The sequence below is a fragment of the Corynebacterium sp. genome (genome assembly GCF_022712275.1).
Classification (GTDB): Bacteria; Actinomycetota; Actinomycetes; order Mycobacteriales; family Mycobacteriaceae; genus Corynebacterium.
In genome coordinates, this window is sequence record NZ_JALAGU010000011.1 from 47,071 (window position 1) to 65,170 (window position 18,100).

At 68.0% G+C, this 18,100-nt stretch carries 18 protein-coding genes; 9 read left to right on the forward strand and 9 right to left on the reverse strand.

All coding sequences use genetic code 11. The features are described 5' to 3' along the window. Nucleotides 1-28: 28 nt before the first annotated feature. From Q0A27_RS01815 to Q0A27_RS01840, 6 genes are all read right to left on the reverse strand, one after another. Complete coding sequence (locus Q0A27_RS01815; RefSeq protein WP_291473373.1) at nt 29-526, reverse strand: hypothetical protein; 498 nt, start codon at nt 524-526, stop codon at nt 29-31. A gap of 66 nt (nt 527-592) precedes the next feature. Continuing rightward, nucleotides 593-823 carry a hypothetical protein gene (locus Q0A27_RS01820; RefSeq protein ID WP_291473374.1) on the reverse strand — a complete coding sequence of 77 codons (231 nt, stop codon included), beginning with the start codon at nt 821-823 and terminating at the stop codon, nt 593-595. Further along, nucleotides 823-1,656, reverse strand: coding sequence for a carbohydrate ABC transporter permease (locus Q0A27_RS01825; RefSeq protein WP_291473375.1), 834 nt, complete (start codon nt 1,654-1,656; stop codon nt 823-825). Before Q0A27_RS01825 ends, Q0A27_RS01820 begins: the two co-directional genes overlap by 1 nt. Continuing rightward, nucleotides 1,653-2,738 carry a carbohydrate ABC transporter permease gene (locus Q0A27_RS01830; RefSeq protein ID WP_291473376.1) on the reverse strand — a complete coding sequence of 362 codons (1,086 nt, stop codon included), beginning with the start codon at nt 2,736-2,738 and terminating at the stop codon, nt 1,653-1,655. Before Q0A27_RS01830 ends, Q0A27_RS01825 begins: the two co-directional genes overlap by 4 nt. 104 nt (nt 2,739-2,842) lie before the next feature. Beyond that, a complete protein-coding gene (locus tag Q0A27_RS01835; RefSeq protein WP_291473377.1) occupies nt 2,843-4,111 on the reverse strand; it encodes an ABC transporter substrate-binding protein in 1,269 nt (422 codons plus the stop codon). A gap of 198 nt (nt 4,112-4,309) precedes the next feature. Further along, nucleotides 4,310-5,350 (reverse strand): ABC transporter ATP-binding protein, encoded by a 1,041-nt coding sequence (locus tag Q0A27_RS01840; protein WP_291473378.1) that lies wholly within the window; start codon nt 5,348-5,350, stop codon nt 4,310-4,312. Nucleotides 5,351-5,412: 62 nt separating this feature from the next. Between Q0A27_RS01840 and Q0A27_RS01845 the strand changes: the two genes are divergently transcribed. From Q0A27_RS01845 to Q0A27_RS01870, 6 genes are all read left to right on the forward strand, one after another. Beyond that, nucleotides 5,413-6,696: a histidine kinase gene (locus tag Q0A27_RS01845; protein WP_291473379.1), complete on the forward strand. Its 1,284-nt coding sequence runs from the start codon at nt 5,413-5,415 to the stop codon at nt 6,694-6,696. Then, nucleotides 6,693-7,466, forward strand: coding sequence for a response regulator transcription factor (locus Q0A27_RS01850; RefSeq protein ID WP_291473380.1), 774 nt, complete (start codon nt 6,693-6,695; stop codon nt 7,464-7,466). The genes Q0A27_RS01845 and Q0A27_RS01850 overlap by 4 nt, the downstream gene beginning before the upstream one ends. Nucleotides 7,467-7,593: 127 nt before the next feature. After that, a complete protein-coding gene (locus tag Q0A27_RS01855; protein ID WP_291473381.1) occupies nt 7,594-8,610 on the forward strand; it encodes an ABC transporter ATP-binding protein in 1,017 nt (338 codons plus the stop codon). A 5-nt stretch (nt 8,611-8,615) separates the two neighbouring features. After that, complete coding sequence (locus Q0A27_RS01860; protein WP_291473382.1) at nt 8,616-9,350, forward strand: ABC transporter permease; 735 nt, start codon at nt 8,616-8,618, stop codon at nt 9,348-9,350. A 125-nt stretch (nt 9,351-9,475) separates the two neighbouring features. After that, on the forward strand, nt 9,476-9,811 hold the full coding sequence (locus Q0A27_RS01865) for a hypothetical protein (protein WP_291473383.1): 336 nt from the start codon (nt 9,476-9,478) through the stop codon (nt 9,809-9,811). A 267-nt stretch (nt 9,812-10,078) separates the two neighbouring features. Further along, the gene (locus Q0A27_RS01870; protein WP_291473384.1) at nt 10,079-10,732 is read left to right on the forward strand and encodes a hypothetical protein; all 654 of its coding nucleotides are present in this window, start codon (nt 10,079-10,081) and stop codon (nt 10,730-10,732) included. Between the two features lie 12 nt (nt 10,733-10,744). On the opposite strand, the gene Q0A27_RS01875 is transcribed toward Q0A27_RS01870, so the two are convergent. Then, complete coding sequence (locus tag Q0A27_RS01875) at nt 10,745-11,434, reverse strand: TIGR03089 family protein (RefSeq protein WP_291473385.1); 690 nt, start codon at nt 11,432-11,434, stop codon at nt 10,745-10,747. A 29-nt stretch (nt 11,435-11,463) separates the two neighbouring features. Then, nucleotides 11,464-12,057 carry a VanZ family protein gene (locus Q0A27_RS01880; protein ID WP_291473386.1) on the reverse strand — a complete coding sequence of 198 codons (594 nt, stop codon included), beginning with the start codon at nt 12,055-12,057 and terminating at the stop codon, nt 11,464-11,466. Between the two features lie 103 nt (nt 12,058-12,160). On the opposite strand from Q0A27_RS01880, the gene Q0A27_RS01885 reads away from it, so the two are divergent. Together Q0A27_RS01885 and Q0A27_RS01890 are read left to right on the forward strand one after the other, a co-directional pair. Then, nucleotides 12,161-13,993 (forward strand): bifunctional ADP-dependent NAD(P)H-hydrate dehydratase/NAD(P)H-hydrate epimerase, encoded by a 1,833-nt coding sequence (locus tag Q0A27_RS01885; protein WP_291473387.1) that lies wholly within the window; start codon nt 12,161-12,163, stop codon nt 13,991-13,993. A gap of 570 nt (nt 13,994-14,563) precedes the next feature. Next, nucleotides 14,564-15,193 carry a hypothetical protein gene (locus tag Q0A27_RS01890; RefSeq protein WP_291473388.1) on the forward strand — a complete coding sequence of 210 codons (630 nt, stop codon included), beginning with the start codon at nt 14,564-14,566 and terminating at the stop codon, nt 15,191-15,193. 73 nt (nt 15,194-15,266) lie between these two features. Here the strand turns inward: Q0A27_RS01890 and Q0A27_RS01895 are convergent, their stop codons facing one another. Next, on the reverse strand, nt 15,267-17,120 hold the full coding sequence (locus Q0A27_RS01895; protein WP_291473389.1) for an LCP family protein: 1,854 nt from the start codon (nt 17,118-17,120) through the stop codon (nt 15,267-15,269). A 111-nt stretch (nt 17,121-17,231) separates the two neighbouring features. Here Q0A27_RS01895 and rfbD point away from each other — a divergent pair, with 111 nt between their 5' ends. Beyond that, nucleotides 17,232-18,098 carry a dTDP-4-dehydrorhamnose reductase gene (rfbD, locus tag Q0A27_RS01900; protein ID WP_291473390.1) on the forward strand — a complete coding sequence of 289 codons (867 nt, stop codon included), beginning with the start codon at nt 17,232-17,234 and terminating at the stop codon, nt 18,096-18,098. Nucleotides 18,099-18,100 lie beyond the last annotated feature (2 nt).

Genomic DNA, 18,100 nt, shown 5'->3' on the forward strand with positions numbered 1-18,100 from the left:
GCCGGGCTTCACCCTGTCCTCTACGCCGTCATCCCACGGGCCACCCACCGGCGATCTGTTTCATCGTCTTCGTCCGGTTCTTCAACTGCACTCTGTTGATCCGGATGACCTCCCAGTCGGCGTCCCTCAACTCCTGGAACATGTCGACATCGATGTCGGTCTGGTCGGCGCCGTCGTGGTGCTGACCGTCATAGAACAGAGCGACCTTCAGTTCCGGACAGGCGAGGTCCGGTGTGGCACACCGGCCGCGGTAGTCCTCGGGGAGCGCCGCACCGTCCATCATTGAGATCTGCAGTGGGGACTGCCACCGGTAACCGGTCGGGAGCACGTCACGAACCACGAGCCGCAGCACTGTCTCCATAGGGGACTGGGCCCCGTATCCCGGATCAGTCAGCGCGACGATCTGCCGGAGCGTCCGACGGGCGATGCATCGCTGCCCGGCAGTGAGGACCTCGACGGGGGTCAGCCGGGTGCACTGGAAGAATGCGTCGAGGAACTGGACCGCACGCACGGTGTGGGACGTCAATCCCGGAACCAACGGAACCCACCAGCTCTTCCTACCGGTGATGATCGTGGTGAGGCACAGGGGCGCTCAGTCCCCGTACTTGCGCCACTGCCGCCAGGCCGCCCAGGTGAGCACCAGGAGGCAGAGCAGCAGCAGGGAAGGCCAGACCTCGGCATCGCCGAAAAGGTTCCACACCGCCTGGATCAGCGCCAGCAGGTCGAACAGGGCGAGGAAGCCCAGCACGGACTCCCACATCATGCGCCGACGCCGGTACTCCGAGGCGGGTAGCCCGGCGGGCCGGCCGGGTGTGTCCGCCACTACTTCACACCACCGGCGGTCAGGCCGGCGACGATCCTGCGCTGGAAGATGAGCACCATGATCACCAGCGGGACGGTCACCAGTGCACCGGCGGCCATCACCGCCGCATACGGGTACTCGTAGGCGTTCGCCCCGGAGAAGCGGGCGATGGCCACGGTCACCGGCTCCGTCTTCGTCGAGGACAGCTGCTTGGCCAGCATGAACTCGTTCCATGTGTTGATGAAGGCCAGGATCGCGGTGGTGAACATCGCCGGCGCGGCCAGCGGCAGAATCACCTTGCGGAACGCCAGGGAGCGGGACGCACCGTCGACCCGGGCCGCCTCCTCCAGTTTCCACGGCAGTTCCCGGAAGAAGGAGGTCAGCGTATACACCGTCAACGGCAGCACGAAGGAGATGTTCGGGATGATCAGTGCCTGGTAGGAGCCGATCCAGCCGAGGTCGGTGAAGAGCTGGAACAGCGGGGTGACCAGGGCGATGCCCGGGAACATCGACGCGGCGAGGATGATGCCGGTGACGAAGCCCTTGCCCCGGAACTCCACCCGTGCCAGGGCGTAGGCGGTGAACACGCCGACGGCCAGGGCGATGGCGGTCGTCCCGGCACCGATGAGCAGCGAGTTGCCGATGGCACGCAGGAAGTTGTTGCCCTTGTCTGTGGCCAGTGCCTCGACGAAGTTGTCGAGGGTGAAGTGGCTGGGCAGCGGGTTGGTGTCGAAGGTGTGCGTCTTGTCGCGGAACGCGGTGACCAGCATCCAGTAGAAGGGTGCGAGCGCCCACACGACGATGACGATGACGCCGAGGTAGCTGGCGACAGTGCGCCTGACTGAGCGTTTCATCGGGTGACCTCCTTCTCCGTGCCGGCATCAGGGGAGGAGGCGGCGTCCGCCGGGCCGTCCTGTCCGGCATCCTGGCCGTCCGGATCACCCGTGGCGTCCTCCTGCCTCCGCAGCGACCACCACTTCTCTTTCCCTGCAGTCTTCGGCATGTTCTGCGTGCCGGCGACATCGGCACCGAGGAACTTCACCATGATGAAGGCGACGGCGAAGATGAGCAGGAAGATCAGTGTCGAGATCGCCGAGGCGGAGTTGAAGTTGCCGCCCTGCATGTCGGCGATCACCAGCTGGCTGAGCACCGCGGTGGGGGAGTTCGAGGAGGAGCTGATCATGATGACCGGCAGGTCGTACATGCGCAGTGCATCGAGTGTGCGGAACAGGATCGCGACCATCAGCGCCGGCCGGATCAGCGGCAGGGTGATCTTCGTGAACTGCTGCCAGCGGGACGCCCCGTCGACGCGCGCGGCCTCGTAGACGCCCTGGGGAACCATCTGGAGACCGGCGAGGATGAGCAGCGCCATGAACGGTGCGGTCTTCCACACGTCGGCGACGATGACCGCGAATCTCGCGGCCCAGGGATCTGTCGTCCAGGCGATGTCCAGCCCGGTCACCGAGTTGATGATGCCGTCAGGGGCGAAGATGAACTGCCACAGCTTCGCGGTGACGGCGGTCGGGATCGCCCACGGGATCAGCACCGCGGCACGCAGCAGGCCACGGCCCAGGAAGCTCCGGTTCATCACCGTCGCCATCCACAGGCCCAGCAGCGTCTCGAGGAAGACCGTCACGACCACGAAGAAGAGGGTGATCTTCAGCGCCGGCCAGAAATCGACGGCGAGGTTACCCGGGGCACAGGTGGAGACCGTGCCGTTGGGCGACATGCAGCGTTGCGTCAGCCAGTAGAGGTAGTGGTCGAAACCGGCGAAGCCGCCCTCGACGAACATTCCGGTGGAGGGGTTGAGGTGCTTGTCCGCCTGGAAGGACAGCCAGATCGCCCGGATGATCGGGTAGCCGATGACGACGGCCAGCAGCGCCAGGCTGGGGCCGACGAGCCAGACGGCCCTGAAGTCGCGCTTCTTGGTTCTCACGGGAAGCAACCTTACAAAAGAGTGGAGGGAACGGCGATGGCCCGCCGCCGACGACAGTGTCGGAGGCGGGCCGGGCCGGAGGGGACCAGCGGAAGCTGGTGGAGCTAGCCGGTGACGTTGCTGATCGCGGACTCCATGTCCGCGGTGGCCTTGTCGACGTCCGCGTTACCGTTGACGGCGGCGTAGGCGTTGTCCTGGACGGCCTTGGAGAGCTGGTCGTAGCTCGGGGAGACCGGACGAGGCTTCGCGTTCTCCAGGGACTCCTTCAGAGCGGGCAGGTACGGGAACTCGTCGATGAGCGCCTCATCGTCGTAGATGGAGGACAGCACCGGCGGGAAGGACGCCTCGGCGAAGGACTTCTGGTTCTCCGGGTCGATGATGAAGTTCATGAAGTCCAGCGCGGTGGCCTTGTTCTCGGAGTTCACGTTGATGCCGTTGTTGTAACCGCCGAGGGTGGAGACACCGGTGCCGTCCTTGCCGACCAGCGGCTGGACGTCGAACTTTCCGGTGGTGGCCTCGGAGTCGTTGGCGTTGGTCCACATGTAGGGCCAGTTGATCGCCATGGCGGTCTTGCCCTCGGTGAAGGCCAGGTTGGTCTCCTCCTCGGTGGCGGCGGTGGACGCCGGGGAGATCGTCTTGTCCGCGTAGCCGTCGACCAGGGCCTGCAGGCCCTCCTTCGACTCGTCCGAGGTGACGGAGGGCTGGCCCTCGTCATCGAGGATGCCGCCGCCCCAGCCGTCCATGAAGTTGCCGGTGGCGATGGTGATGCCCTCGTACTGCTTGAGCTGGGTGGTCAGGCAGTCCTTGTTCTGCTCGACGACGGCCTTGCAGGCCTCGACGACGTCATCCCACTTCTCGGGGGCCTCCGGCACCAGGTCGGTGTTGCGGTAGAGCAGCTGGCCGTTGGTGTTCTGCGGCAGGGCGTAGAGGGTGTCGTTGTAGGTCGCGGACTCCACCGGGGCGTCCAGGATGTCGTCGGTGGACGCCTCCAGGTCGCCGGTCAGCGGAGCGAGCCAGCCGTTGGCGGCGAACTGGGCGGTCCAGACCACGTCGAGGGCCATGACGTCGTAGTCGGTCGAGCCGGCCTGCAGCGACTGGACGAGGGTCTCACGCTGGGCGTCGGCCTCACCGGCGAGCTCCTTGAGCGTGACCTTCTCGTCCGGGTGCTCTTCGTTCCACTTGTCGATGACGGGACGGAGCTTGTCCGTGTCGTTCTTGCCCATCGCGAAACTGATCGGACCGCGGGAGGTGTTGGATTCGGAATCACCGCCCGAGCTGTCGTCATCGGAGGAACAGGCGACCAGTCCGGCGGTGAGGCCGGCGGCGGCGAGGGTAGCGATCAGCTTCTTGGGAAGCTTCGGAAGGTGAGCCATGGGCCTGACCTTTCAGTAGGGGTCCTCAGTGAAACGCCTCGGCGACCGCGGTATCCGCTACCGCACCGCCGGGTGCTTCGAACGAGTGTAGTACCCGCGCAGCCCGTACGGGGGCACTGACCGACATTGCCTCCCGCGTGTCCCTCTGATTCGGGGGTGGGGAGGGGGAGTTGCCCCACCTCCCCGGGGGTGAACCCTTCAGCGCACCCGCTCGCCCTCGGCGTCGAAGAAGTACACCGCGGCGCCTTCGGCCAGGGCGAAGACCACGGAGCCGCCCAGCGGGGGCAGCGTCCCCGGGGCGTCCTCGGTACGGGCCGTGACCTGGCCGTAGGAGGTTTCGGCGTAGACGTTGGCGTCCGACCCGAGCTCCTCGACGAGGGAGACGGTGCCGACAAGACCGGGGGTACCGGCGTCCTGCACGGTGAGATGCTCCGGGCGGACGCCGACCTGGGCCGCACCGGCAGGCAGATCGATCCCCAGTTCGGTCAGCGCGGAGCCGTCGACGGTGAGCAGGTTCATCGACGGCGAGCCGATGAACCCGGCGACGAAGGCGTTCACCGGGTCGCGGTAGAGGTTCTGCGGGGTGTCGACCTGCTGCAGGGTGCCGTCCTTGAGTACGGCGACACGGTGCCCCATCGTCATCGCCTCGACCTGGTCGTGGGTGACGTAGACAGTGGTGACGTCGAGGTTCTGCTGCAGTTTCACGATCTGCGCGCGGGTCTGGACGCGCAGCTTGGCGTCCAGGTTGGACAGCGGCTCGTCCATGAGGAAGACCTGCGGCTCGCGGACGATCGCCCGGCCCATCGCCACACGCTGACGCTGACCGCCGGAAAGGTCCTTCGGCTTACGGTCGAGGAACTCGGTGAGGTCGAGGATCTCGGCGGCGCGTTCGACCCGCTCGGCGATCTCGGCCTTGGGACGCTTCTTGATGGTCAGTGCGAAGCCCATGTTCTCCCGTACGGACATGTGCGGGTAGAGGGCGTAGTCCTGGAAGACCATCGCGATGTCGCGGTCGCCTGGTTCTTCGTCGGTGACGTCCTTCCCGCCGATGGAGACGGTGCCGGAGTCGGTGGGCTCCAGGCCGGCCAGGGCACGCAGGGTGGTGGACTTACCGCAGCCGGACGGTCCGACGAGGACGAGGAACTCGCCGTCGGCGATCTCCAGGTTCAGGTCCTTGACCGTGGGGGCGTCGGCGCCCGGGTACCGGATATTCACGTGATCGAAGACGACGTCAGCCATGGTGACGGATCATACCGCAGGCTGATCCGTGTGCTGGGCGGCATTCCGTAGAGTCGACGGTTGTGAGCGACCTGAACGGCACGAACTCCACGACAACCTCCTTCGCCCTGCAGGCGACGCCGGGGCCGTTCTGGCGCGACCGCGGATTCTGGGTGCAGTTCGCCGTCCAGTCCGCGCTGTTCCTGGTCGTCGGTAGTCTTGACCTGGCTGGCGCCTTCAATACCCTGGTCGATTCCTCGGATCCGGTTTCCGCGGTCATCCTGTCCGTCGGCTACACCATCGTCTTCGTCGGCCTGCTGGTGCAGCGTCGCCGGCCGGAGCTCGGCCTGACCACTGTCGCCGTCGGGCTTCTGGTCGCTGCTGTCGCGCTGTCTGAGGTGTACGTCCTGGCCGCGGGCATCGTGGGGTACGAGGCGTGGTTCATCTCCGGGTACATCCGGCGGCGGCGTCGGGCATGGCTCGGCGCCCTACTGGTCGGGGCACTGGCCGGGGCAACGCTCGCTGTTCTCGCTCCGTATGTCGAACTCAGCTGGGTCGCAGGTCCTTCCCGGGAGGAGGTGTACGGCGAAGGCTCTTCGCCGCGGGAATTCGTCGGCGTCCTCACCATTCTTCTCGTCCTCATTGTCGTCTCTGTCGCGCTGTGCTGGCAGCTGGGTCTGGGGGTACGCCGTCAGCATCAGCAGATGGAGAATCTTGCGGCCCGCGCCGAGCTGGCCGCCGTCACCGAGCGCAACCGCATCGCCCGGGAGATGCACGACATCGTCGCCCACTCCCTTACCGCGGTCATCGCCCAGGCCGACGGCGGACGCTATGCGGGGAAGAAGAAGCCGGAGCTGGCGATCGAAGCTCTCGACACGATCGCGGCGACCGGTCGTGAGGCACTGGCACAGATGCGGCAGCTCCTCAGCGTCCTGCGCGAGGGCGAGACCCGCGACACCGGGTCCGCGCCGGGTGTAGACGGCGTCCCCGGTCTGGTGGACGACGCCCGGCGGTCCGGTCTGGAGATCTCCCTCGACATCAGGGGGGACGCCAGGGAAGTGCCGGCGACACTGGGCCTCACCGTCTACCGCACCGTGCAGGAGTCACTGACGAATGTGCTCAAACACGCCGGGAAGGTCCGCACGCAGGTGGTGATGGACTGGACTGAACCGGGGGCACTGCTGGTCAGCGTGGACAACGCGCCAGGACAGGGTCTGGTGGACGCCACGTCCGCCGCCGGTGGTGCCGGCGGCCAGGGGCTGATCGGGCTGAAGGAGCGGGCCCGGGTACATGAGGGGACGGCGTCCTGGGGTGCCTCGGCAGTCTTCCCCGGTGGGTGGCGCGTGGCCGTTAAGCTGGCCGCATGACCGGGAAAACTACAGTGGCCCTCGCCGATGACCAGCAGCTCGTCCGCGCCGGGTTCGCCATGGTGCTGGACTCCCAGGACGACATCGAGGTGGTGTGGCAGGCAGTTGACGGGGTGGAGGCGGTGCGGCTCGCGGAACAGCAGCCCGTGGACATCGTGCTCATGGACGTACAGATGCCGAACCTCGACGGCATCTCGGCGACCCGGCAGATCGTGGATACCGGTGTGCGCGGTCCCGGCGGCGAACCGACCCGGGTGGTGGTGCTGACGACCTTCGACAATGACGAGTACGTGATGAGCTCCATCACCGCCGGGGCGAGTGGTTTCCTGCTGAAGGACGCCGACCCGGAGGACCTCATCGACGCGGTGCGGACGGTCGGGGAGGCCTCTGCCGTGATCTCCCCGAAGGCGACGGCGCGGCTGCTGCGTCAGGTGCGGGCAGGTGGGACAGATGCCGGAGCGGGTGGCCTCGGCGGTGCCGATGCAGGCCGCGGTATCGCGACCTCATCGGATGTCCCGGCGCCGGGCCCGGACGACGATCTGGGTCTCGTGGATCCCCTGACCCCACGTGAGCGGGAGATCCTGGTGCTGATGGCTACCGGGGCGTCCAACCAGGAGATCGCCGCGCGGCTGTTCGTGTCCCTGCCGACTGTGAAGACGCATGTCGGACGGGTGCTGGCGAAGACCGGCTCGCGCGACCGGGTCCATGCGGTGCTCTTCGCCTTCCGGCACGGGCTGGTGGACCCGGCCCAGGTGCTCGACGGGGAGTAGGGATGCCCAGGCGATGGACGTCCTCATCGCCGTCATACCCAGGTATGACCGACCCGCACCACCCACCACCGCACAATCAGCCCGCAGACCGATGATCGCAGGCGCAGAGGCGACGACCATGTAGTCCATGATCACCGTCACCGACCTGCACAAGAGCTACGGCAGGCAGCACGCCGTCGCAGACCTCTCATTCACTGTCCCCGACTCGACCGTCACCGGCTTCCTCGGCCCGAACGGCGCCGGTAAGTCGACCACCATGCGTTGCATCCTCGGCCTCGACCGGCCGACCTCCGGCACCGTCACCTTCGACGGAGCCGACTTCACCGCCCTCGCCGACAAGCCCGGTACCGCCGGCGCCCTCCTCGACGCGACCTGGTTCACTCCGGCCCGTAGCGGCCGCTCCCACCTCCGCGTCCTCGCCCGGGGCGCCGGCATCCCTGACTCCCGCGTCGAGGAATGCCTCGAGACCGTCGGTCTCACCGACGCCGCGAAGAAGAAGGTCGGCGGCTACTCGCTCGGCATGAAGCAGCGACTCGGACTCGCCGCCGCCCTCCTCGGCGACCCGAAGCACCTCATCCTCGACGAGCCGGTCAACGGCCTAGACCCCGAAGGGGTCAGCTGGATGCGGCACACCATCCGCACCCTGGCGTCCCAGGGTCGCAGCGTCCTCGTCTCCTCCCACCTGCTCTCCGAGATGCAGCTCACCGCCGACCGACTCGTCGTCATCGGCAAGGGCCGCATGATCGGCGAGTACTCCATGGACGAGTTCCTTGCCGGCGGAGCCCGCGTCCTCGTCGAAACCCCGGACGCCCGCCTCACCGACACCCTCGCCACCCGCCTGCGGGACGCCGGCTTCACCGCGTCCTTCGGACTGGCGGACGATACCGGCGGCACAGACGCCGGGACCACACCACTCACCGTCGACATCCCCGAAGGATCCACCGACGCGGAGGTTCGCCGCGCCGTCGCCGAGATCGCCCTCACCGCAAGAGTCCCGGTCACCGGACTTCGCGCCGAGACCGCCAACCTGGAGACCCGCTTCCTCGCCGCGACCGCGGACGCCCAGGAGTACCGCACCGAATCCGCCACATCCGCCACCTCCGCCACATCCACCACATCCGCCGTCCCCGCCGGAAAGAAGTAGTCGTCATGTCCTTCACCAACGCCCTGCGCGCCGAGACCACCAAGCTGTTCAGCCTGCGCTCAAGCCTCGTCTACGCGATCCTGCTCACCGGCTCCCTCTTCGGCCCGGTCACCCTCATCGCCCTCTTCGGCGACGACGCCACCCTCGACTGGTCGACGATCCTCTTCGGCCTGCAGATCTTCATGCTCGTCGCGGTGATCTTCGCCGCCGCCACCACCGCCGGCGACATCCGCAACCACATGCACGCCCAGGCCTTCCTCACCCAGGCCGGACGTTGGCAGTGGGTCGCAGCCAAGATCACCGTCACCGCCGTATTCACCGCCGTGACCTATGTCCTCGGCACGGTCCTGGCGATCGGTGTCGGAGCGGCCCTCGGCGGCACACTGAGCCTCGGCACCGACAGCTTCATCCCTGTGGTCGGCCTGGTCACCAACGTCCTCTTCGCCGCGATGAGTGTCGGACTGGCCTGCGTCATCCGCAGCCAGGTCGCGTCCGTGGCTGTCCCCGTGGCCTGGCTGCTCGTCATCGACGGCATGCTCGGCATGGCCGCCGAGTCCATCGGGATCTTCCGCCCCCTGGCCGCCATCGCCCCGATGCAACGGCAGACCCAGCTCCTCAGTGGCGAGGACCCGCTCGGCTTCGGCTTCAGCACCGCGGTCTGCTACCTCATCATCATCGCCTGGTTCGCCGCCCTCGCCGCGCTCGGCCTGTGGCGCAACCACCGCGTGGACGTGCGCTGACCCTCAGGCCGGCCCCGTCCCGCACTGCGGGCTGAAGAGTGCCCCTGCTGGATTCGTGTGGGAACAGGAGAACATGTGACCTCCACCGACAGGGGCGATCCGCAGGCGGAGCAGAACTTCCCACCGTGCGACTGCGCGCCGCAGGACCCGCAGCGGGGGTGGGACTGCTCGCCCTGCGTCATCCCGGCGGTCAGGTCCACGTCCTGCAGCTTGATGCGTACCTGCTCGCGTGGCTCCACGGCCTTCAACTGCGCAAGCTCCTCGGAAGTGACGGGGGAGCGCCGGACACACCGGCCCACCAGCTCGTTCCGGCACACGTCGCCACACACCCGGTCGTCGCAGCCACGGCACTGGTGGAAGTGCGGGGAGATCTCCACCACCGCGCGGCTAGGGTCTTGTCCTTCGCCTCAGAGTTCGTCGACCGGTCGAGCACGCGGTCCACCGCGGACGTGACGCCGTAGAACCGGCCGCCGAAAAGACTGCCCAGACCCCGGGCGACCTTCTGTCCGGTGGCCGCGACATCTCTCCGGTACACCGAGCGGTAACTGTTGCCGCACCGGTCGCAGTGGAACTCGGACCGGTACCCGTCGGTATTCGACAGATCACTGCAATTGCTGGTGAAGGGGATGCTCGTCGGTATGGCGTCCTCTGTCCGTGGCAGGGGCCTGATCCCCTGTAGGAGGATCATATACCGGCCCCCGACCCCCGTCCCGGTACCCTGGGAACTCATGGACATCACCCTCGGAGACACCGGCCGCACCCTCCACCTGCCCTCGCACTGGGAAGTGCTCAACACCCTTCCGGAGGACGCCCCGGGCACCGTCGCCTTCGGCTACCAGCTCGCCGGGAGCAACGCCGTGGTCACTCTCGCCCCGCTCGACTCCCAGATGATGCCCGTCGACCGCGACGAGGTCATCGAGGGAATCCGCCCCAACCTCAGGGAGTTCCACGCCGGCCTCGTCGAGGCGGACGCCGGCGAGACCCCGGTCGGCGACCTCATCGTCTACACCGTGGTGAAGACCCTCCCGCCGGAGGACGCCGAGCCCGGCTCCGGCATGCAGTACAACCTCACCCTCCACGTCGCCGTGGAGAACGGCGAGTACCTGGAACCCTGGCAGCTCCAGGGGTTCTTCACCGAGACCGGTACCCCGGGTATGCGCGACGCGGCGGTCATGGACCTCAAGCGCCGTGCCGGGGAGATCAGCATCGGCGCCGACGGTCTCGAGGGTTGGTACGTCGACCCCTACGATCCCGCCCTCACCCCGGCCGACGGCTGTCTGCTGGCCACCCTCGCAGAGGACCGGGCCTACGATGACCGCTTCCCGGAGCACCCCCTGTCCCAGGCCAGGCTTCTGCTGGACGCCCTTATCGCCGTGGAGTGACCCCGGGCGGGGCTAACCCACCACGCCCTTCTCGATCTCGGCGAGGTGGGCCAGCCGGTCGGCGTCCCCGTCGGTGGACAGCACCACCGAACCACCGGCGAACAGGGGGAGGAGCCGGTCGACGAGACTGTCCGCGTCCTCCCATCCGGAGGTCACCGCGCGCACGTTCTCACCGCGGGAGGACGCGCGGGCCTGCAGCTCAGTACCCGTGATCTCCGCACCGACGGCGTCGATGAGCAGCACGGCGTCCGCCCCGGAGGGCGGGCCCGCGTAGCGGTCACCCTGCACCCGCAGCTCCGGGGCCAGGTCGGTCACCCCGAAGGGCACCTCCCCGCCGGACTCCGCCACGCCGCGTCCGAAGGGGTCGGTGGAGACCAGGAGCACCTCGTCGGCGAGGTCGCTGTCGGCATCCGTGGTAATCACCGCTGCGGCGTCAGCGGCCGCGGGGGAGGAAGGGGAGCACACCGCCACCCCGGCCTGCCAACAGCCCAGCACCAGTGCCGCGGGCAGCCAGTCGGTCGGGCAGTCCACCACGACCACATCCCCCCGGCCCAACCCGAACTCGCCGGCGAAGAGATTGCCACCCTTGGCCGCCCAGTTCGCTGATGTCGCCGCGGACAGTTCCATACGCCCCCGGTCTGTGTACGTGGTGATGCGGGGCGAGGCGGCGTCGGTCGCCAGAAACGGGGCCATGAGATCCATGCCCGTCACACTAGCGTCAGTTCACGGCATCACAGGACAGGGCCCTCATCCACCGGTACTGCTTCACCGGACAGTGCGGGGCCGAGGATGACCAGCACCGCGAAGACCACCACCGTCACCAGCACCACGACGGTCACGGTCCGTGTCCAGCGGTCCGCCGCAGTGGCTGACCGCCGCAGGAACACTGCAGTGACCAGCGCACCGACCAGGGCGCCGACGGTGTTGCAGATCAGGTCTGTGACGTCGGTGCGTCCCAGCGAGAACACGTACTGCGCGACTTCGATGGCCAGACTCAGCCCTGCGGAGACCGACACCGCCGGCCATACCTTCCGGAAGACCACCGCCAGCAGCACGCCGACCGGGATGAAGAAGGCGACATTGCCGAGGATGTCGAAGGCCGCGTTGAAGGGATTCGAGGCGTCCGCGACAATCCCGAAGGGCTGAAGTCGCAGCTCCCGGACGCGCTGATTCTCCGGCTTCCACAGCAGGCCGATGGTGTAGAAGGACTTCAGACAGGTCAGTGCCACAACCACGGCCAGGTATCCGACCAGGGCCGCCCAGGTCCACGGGCGGGTCCGCACCTGGGAGGGCGGAACCGTCCTCGGTGCAGGCGGCGTGGGCATGCGGGTCAGTGTAGTGGCGGACATGACTCCGGAGAGTAGCCCCGGGGGATGGCAGAAGCCTGGCAGTGCGCTGGCGCCGAATTGTGTCAGTACCGTGGATGTCATGGACACTTCCACAGTCTTCACCGTCGACCAGATCCGCCAGGCTGAACAGCCCCTGCTGGCAGCCCAGAGCAGGACCGACGAGCTGATGCAGTCCGCCGCTGCCGGGGTCGCCGCCGCGGCACGGATGATGCTGGAGCGCAAGCCTGTCACGGGCCCCCAGACCTGCGTCCTCCTCGCTGTCGGCGGCGGGGGCAACGGGGGAGATGCCCTCTACGCCGGACGCGACCTCCTCGCCGACGGGTGGACGGTGGACGCCGTGCTGCTCGGCCGCGACCGGGACACCGGCGACGTGCGGGTCCACCAGGACGCGCTGGACGCCTTCGCCGCAGCCGGCGGCTCGGTCGTGGACTACAACGACCTGTGGACGCAGCGACCCGCGCCCTACCGGCTGCTCATTGACGGGGTGCTCGGTATGGGCGGGGCCGGGGGAGTGGACCCTCGCTCGGCGACGGTGCTGGACCTGGCGAACCGGTGGCTGTTCCCTCTCCTGTCGGTCGACGTGCCCTCCGGCATTGACGCAGACACCGGTGCCGTGCCGGAGCCGGTGGATGCCCCTGACCCGTTCGGGGCCCGTGAGGTGCCGTTCCTGTCCCACGCCATCGCCGATGTGACCGTGACTTTCGGGGGGTGGCGCCGGGCACATGCGGTGAACGCCTTCTGCGGGCAGGTGCTGCTGGCCGATCCTGCGCTGGATGACGGCCGCTCCATCGGTGGGGAGCTGGGGGAGATCGACGCATGGTGGCGTCCTGAACCGGGCGTGCATGTCGGGTTCGCGGAGGCTGCCACGCCTACTGCCGACCCACGGGCGGAGTTCCCGTCCCGCGACCTGGGCGGCCGCTGGGACGCCTCAGGAGCCGGTCTGGAGACACCCGGCCTGCATGCCTCCCAGCTCCAGGGGCCGTCCGAACCCGGACCCTACGACGACAAGTACACCGGCGGCGTGGTCGGCGTGTGTGCGGGATCTTCGCGGTATCCGGGGGCGGCGGTGCTGGCCACCACCGGTGCCGTGCGGGCGACGAGTGCCATGGTGCGCTACATCGGCAGTGGCTCCCCGGAGGTCCTGCGGGCCACCCCGGAGGTCATCTGGTCGCCGACGGTGGCGGAGACCGGCCGGGTGCAGGCGTGGGTCGTGGGCCCGGGTTGCGGCACGGACGAGGACGCCGCCTCGGAGCTCGCCGAGCTGCTGGCCCGACCTGAGCCGCTGCTCATCGACGCCGACGCCCTGACCCTGCTCTCACAGCGCCCGGACCTGCGTGAGGCACTGATCGCCCGCTCTCCGGACGCCCGGGGAACCGCGCGTGACGACCGTCCGACACTGCTCACCCCGCACGCCGGAGAGTTCCGTCGGCTGGCGGACGCCGTGAATGCTGCGCTGTCGGACGGTGCCGAACCTGTCTCTGACCCGGACACCGACCGCATCGCCGCAGTGGTGGCACTGTCCGAGGCCCTGCACTGCACGGTGCTGCTCAAGGGGCGGCACACCGTCATCGCGCAGCGTCCTGACCTGTGCCCGGGAGGAGCTGCGGCGGGTACCCGGGTGACCTGTATCGACGCCGGGACGTCCTGGGGAGCCACGCCCGGCTCCGGTGACGTGCTCGCCGGGATCACCGGGGCGCTGATGGCGGAGTTCGCGGCGAAGTACCCCGTGGGCATGTCGACAGGTGCGGCCACCCAGGCGGTGGCGCTGCACGCTCTGGCCGCCGCTGTTGCCGCAGAGACCCCTGACGGCTGTGCCCCGACCTCGGCGTCGAGGATCGCGGACGCCGTGCCGCAGGCCTGGGCCCGCTCCGGCCCCTCCACCACGCGCCGCCGCTACCGTCCTGAGATCTGACGCCCTGGGACCGGGAACTCCGGCTCTGGGCCCCAGGCGTCCTGCAGCTTGGCGCCGCGCACAATTCGACTGCACCTGTGGCGGTGACGGGAAAACCCGGCGCATTCCGCAAAGGTGTGTTTGACCCATGGACCATGGACTCTGGGGGAGAGTGCGGGGCGGGGAGCCGCGACCGCACACACGCTGACCATCCATTCCTGCTCGATCCGGAATGTGTACCTGCTGACTGGTACATCGGGGAGATACCGTCGCGCCATGCCCGTCGACCCGACCCGTTTCCGCCTGTTCTGCCGTCCACCACGGCAGAGCTTCGGGCCACGGGTAAGACCCACCGGAAGATCGCGAAGTCCCACGTCCGTGTGGAGTACGGCATGACGCCGTTCGTCGACGAAGAGTTGCTGGAGTTCCTCGCCCCCGCTGGGACCTCGAAGAACAATGCTCCGGAGTACATCATGCTCACCCCCCACCCGGCTGCTGGAAGTCCACAGGAGCAGTGCACGGGGATTCACGGGGACGCTGGAACGGCTCAATCAGCTCCGGTGTGCTGGTCCGGGAACAACGCTGTCCCACATGCTCGGTACTGTCGACGTGCCGGATTCTGCGCGCGACCGTCGACGGCAGGTACCGGACCTGTCGGAGTTCCGCCCGGGATTCACCAGGGAGTTCATCCGCGCTATCCAGGTCAGTGACGCATTCCACCGGGCACTGGGACGTCAGTCTCCTATGCACACAGGCGACCTGCGCGCACCTGGAGGTGTGGACGCGATCTTCGCCGGCCGCGTACTCGGGTACACCGACGTCGGTGCCGAATCTTCTCCCGAGACGCTGCTCCGACTTGCGGTCAGCGACCTCGCGCCGGGGCTGCGCAGTCAGATCCCGGTGTGGAAGGACGACGGGTCAAGGCTCCTGACGTCCTGTGACCTGGGGTGGGAGGATCGCCGGGTGTTCCTGTTCTACGACGGCGCGCACCATCTGCAGCGCATCCGGCGCAACCATGACTCGAAGGTGCCGGCTGCACTGCAGCGCGACGGTGGAAAGGTGCTTCGTCTGGTTGCCGAGGACGTGGCGGATGCGCATGCAGTCAGCGATCTCCGTGAGCGGGTGGCTGAGGCGCTGGGGCAGAGGGTTGGTGTCCTCGGACCCGGTCCTGCGTCATCGGAGAATTACGGTTCAGTGCGCTTTTGCGTAATTCTCCGATGACGCAGCGCACACCCTCACGGCACCGCCGACCTGCGGGGCACCGGGAGTCCGGGCACCGGCAGGCGAGGCAGAGTCAGTTGACGCACATGGTGTCGGACTCGTTTGCGGTGATCGGCGCCTGATCCTCCTCAGAACCGGCGTCCATGGTGCCCGGGATCCCGATCGTCTCACCGGAGTAGTCGTCCCCGCTGTCGGAGGAATCGTCGGAATCGGAGCTGTCCAGAGTGCGGGTGTCGTCCTCGGTGGCGCCGGGACCGGAGTAGGTACCGGACAGGGTGACGCTGATCTGGCCTGCCTCCAGAGTCGGATCCTCGACGACCTGCAGGTCGCCGAGCTTCTTCGCCAGGTCGCGGGCGGCAGGGTCATTGACGTCGGCGACGTTCACCTGGCTTTCCGAGACGCCGGACTCGTCGTGGTTGCCGACCTCACCGACGGTGAAACCTGCACCGGCGACCAGGTCACCGACGCGGGTGGCCAGGCCGTCGACATTGCCGGCGTTGAGCACGGAGACAGTGGATGCCGCAGCGTCGTAGTCCGGGATGGACTCCTCGGTCGTCTCCTCGGAGTCTGACTCGTCGGAGTTGTCCTTGTCCTCGTCGCCGAGCAGCTCGTCGAAGAAGCCGCGGACCTGGCCCGGGTCGACCGTGACCACGGACTGGCCGTCCTCGCTGGTGCCGTCGATGCTGGTCACCGGAATCGTCTGGAAGGAGACGTTGCCGCCGGAGAGGTTCTGCATCTGGGTGGCCAGACCCATGATGTCCCATCCGGAGTCGATGGTCAGCGACCGGGAGACGGCGTCATTGAGCTTGCTGAGCTGGCCGGGGTTGGACAGCGTCTTCGCCGAGAGGATCTTGTTCGCCAGGCTGGCGAGGTAGGCCTGCTGGCGGGTGATGCGGTCCAGGTCACCGCGCGGCAGGTCGTGGCGCTGACGCACGAAGCTCAGGGCATTCGGACCGTCCAGGGTCTGCTGACCGGCGGGGAAGTTGGCACCGGACAGCGGCTCGTCGACCGGGTTGTTGAGGCAGACGTCGACACCACCGACGGCATCGGTGAGCAGCACGAAGCCGAGCAGGCCGACCTCGGCATAGTGGTCGACACTGATGCCGGTGAGGTTGCCGATGGTTCCGATGAGCGCCTCGCGGCCCTTCTGGATACCTTCCTTGGAGACCTTGTCCTCGTCGTATTCTTCACCGTTGGCCGCGGCTTCATCGGCGGCGTCCTGCTCGTACTGCCACTTGGTGCTGCCGTAGACCGAGTTCAGCTTGACGTTGCCCAGATCATCACCACCGTCGACGTAGGTGTCACGGGGCAGGGAGACGGCGGTGGCGGAGGAGCCGTCGTTGGGGATACGGATGAGGATCATCGTGTCCGTACTGGTGGTCTCCTCCTCGCCGGCGCGGAGCATGTCGATTTCTTCCTGGGAGAGCGGGTTGCCTTTGGCGTCCGTGCGGGAGTCGATACCGACCAGCAGGATGTCGGTTGCACCGTCGGCCTGGTCGCCGAGGTCGAGTCCGCCGGTGGTGGCGAGGTTGTCGCCGAGCTTTCCGACGGTGGAGTAGCCGTAGCCGCCGCCGATCAGCAGCAGGACGGCGAGGATGCCGAGCACGACCTTCACCGGGGTGGGGCCGAGCTGCCGGTGGTCGCTGGGGCCGGACGAGCGGGAACGACGCGACGCCCGGGAGGACGCCGCGGCACGCCGCCTGCCCGACGAGGACGACGACGTGGAAGAAGAGGAAGACGACGAGGAGGTCGATCCTGAGGATCCCTCCGCCCGTCGTGAGCTGCGGGGCAGACGCGTCTGCCCGGGGCCTACCGCCTCACCCGGCGCCTCGCGGATACGTCGGGAGCGACGTTCGTTCGGGCGGGCATGGCGTCCGCGACCGTCATCGGACCGTGAAGTGCCGTCGGTCCGGTCGGAATCGCTCATGCTTGACCTTTCATCAGTACGTGCCGCGGAAAACAGGGTGACAGTTCGCGGGGGAGTCTACTACCCGCCGCGGCGTTGTCCATGCAGGCGCCACAAGTACCATGGCCATCTGTGAATTCACTGACTCCCCACATCGCGGTCACCGGCGCTGCCGGACAGGTCGGCCGGGAACTTGTCGCTCCCGGCGGCACACCGCTCACCCGGGAGACTCTCGATCTGGCGTCCTCCCCGGAAGAGCTTCGGGAGGCGGCGCTGCGCTGCTTCGCCGGGAAGGACGCGGTGATCAACTGCGCGGCGTGGACCGACGTCGACGGGGCAGAGGATCCGGCCAACCGGGCAGCGGTCGAAAGAGTCAACGCCACCGCACCCGGCGTCCTCGCTGAGGCCGCGTCCCAGGTCGGGGTGCGTTTCATCCACGTCTCCACCGACTATGTCTTCCCCGGTACGCCTCCGGAGGAGGGACGTGAGTGGAGGACCGACGACCCCACCGATCCCCTCAATGTGTACGGTGCGACGAAGGCTGCGGGGGAGAAGGCGGTTCTCGCCCACGGCGGAACCGTCGTGCGGACCGCCTGGGTGTGGTCGGGGCCGCACGCCCCGGGCCGTGATTTTGTGGCGACGATGGCTGGTCTGGCGGCGCGTGGGGTGGACCCGAAGGTGGTCGACGACCAGACGGGGCGTCCCACGTCCGCCGCCGATCTCGCCGACGGTCTGTGGTCACTGTCACAGAAGGAGGGGGCGCTGCCGGGCGTCCTGCACTACACGAATTCCGGGGATCCGGTCACCTGGTGCGGGCTCGCGCGTGAGGTCTTCCGCCTGCTCGGCCATGATCCGGAGCGGGTCACGCCGTGCGGCTCGGACGAGTGGCCGGCGCCGGCGGCGCGTCCGGCATGGTCGGTGATGGACCTGGCCGCGTGGCGGGAGACGGTGGGCGAACCGCCGACGTGGCGTACGGCTCTGGCCCAGGGCCTGGACTAGGC

What these genes read in the sequence shown, in the direction of transcription:
- Q0A27_RS01875 (WP_291473385.1), bottom strand. Translation starts at nt 11,434, where the DNA reads ATGGATCTCATGGCCCCGTTTCTGGCGACCGACGCCGCCTCGCCCCGC.
- Q0A27_RS01870 (WP_291473384.1), top strand. Translation starts at nt 10,079, where the DNA reads ATGGACATCACCCTCGGAGACACCGGCCGCACCCTCCACCTGCCCTCG.
- Q0A27_RS01850 (WP_291473380.1), top strand. Translation starts at nt 6,693, where the DNA reads ATGACCGGGAAAACTACAGTGGCCCTCGCCGATGACCAGCAGCTCGTC.
- Q0A27_RS01835 (WP_291473377.1), bottom strand. Translation starts at nt 4,111, where the DNA reads ATGGCTCACCTTCCGAAGCTTCCCAAGAAGCTGATCGCTACCCTCGCC.
- Q0A27_RS01840 (WP_291473378.1), bottom strand. Translation starts at nt 5,350, where the DNA reads ATGGCTGACGTCGTCTTCGATCACGTGAATATCCGGTACCCGGGCGCC.
- Q0A27_RS01860 (WP_291473382.1), top strand. Translation starts at nt 8,616, where the DNA reads ATGTCCTTCACCAACGCCCTGCGCGCCGAGACCACCAAGCTGTTCAGC.
- Q0A27_RS01855 (WP_291473381.1), top strand. Translation starts at nt 7,594, where the DNA reads ATGATCACCGTCACCGACCTGCACAAGAGCTACGGCAGGCAGCACGCC.
- Q0A27_RS01880 (WP_291473386.1), bottom strand. Translation starts at nt 12,057, where the DNA reads ATGCCCACGCCGCCTGCACCGAGGACGGTTCCGCCCTCCCAGGTGCGG.
- Q0A27_RS01890 (WP_291473388.1), top strand. Translation starts at nt 14,564, where the DNA reads ATGCTCGGTACTGTCGACGTGCCGGATTCTGCGCGCGACCGTCGACGG.
- Q0A27_RS01895 (WP_291473389.1), bottom strand. Translation starts at nt 17,120, where the DNA reads ATGAGCGATTCCGACCGGACCGACGGCACTTCACGGTCCGATGACGGT.
- Q0A27_RS01825 (WP_291473375.1), bottom strand. Translation starts at nt 1,656, where the DNA reads ATGAAACGCTCAGTCAGGCGCACTGTCGCCAGCTACCTCGGCGTCATC.
- Q0A27_RS01885 (WP_291473387.1), top strand. Translation starts at nt 12,161, where the DNA reads ATGGACACTTCCACAGTCTTCACCGTCGACCAGATCCGCCAGGCTGAA.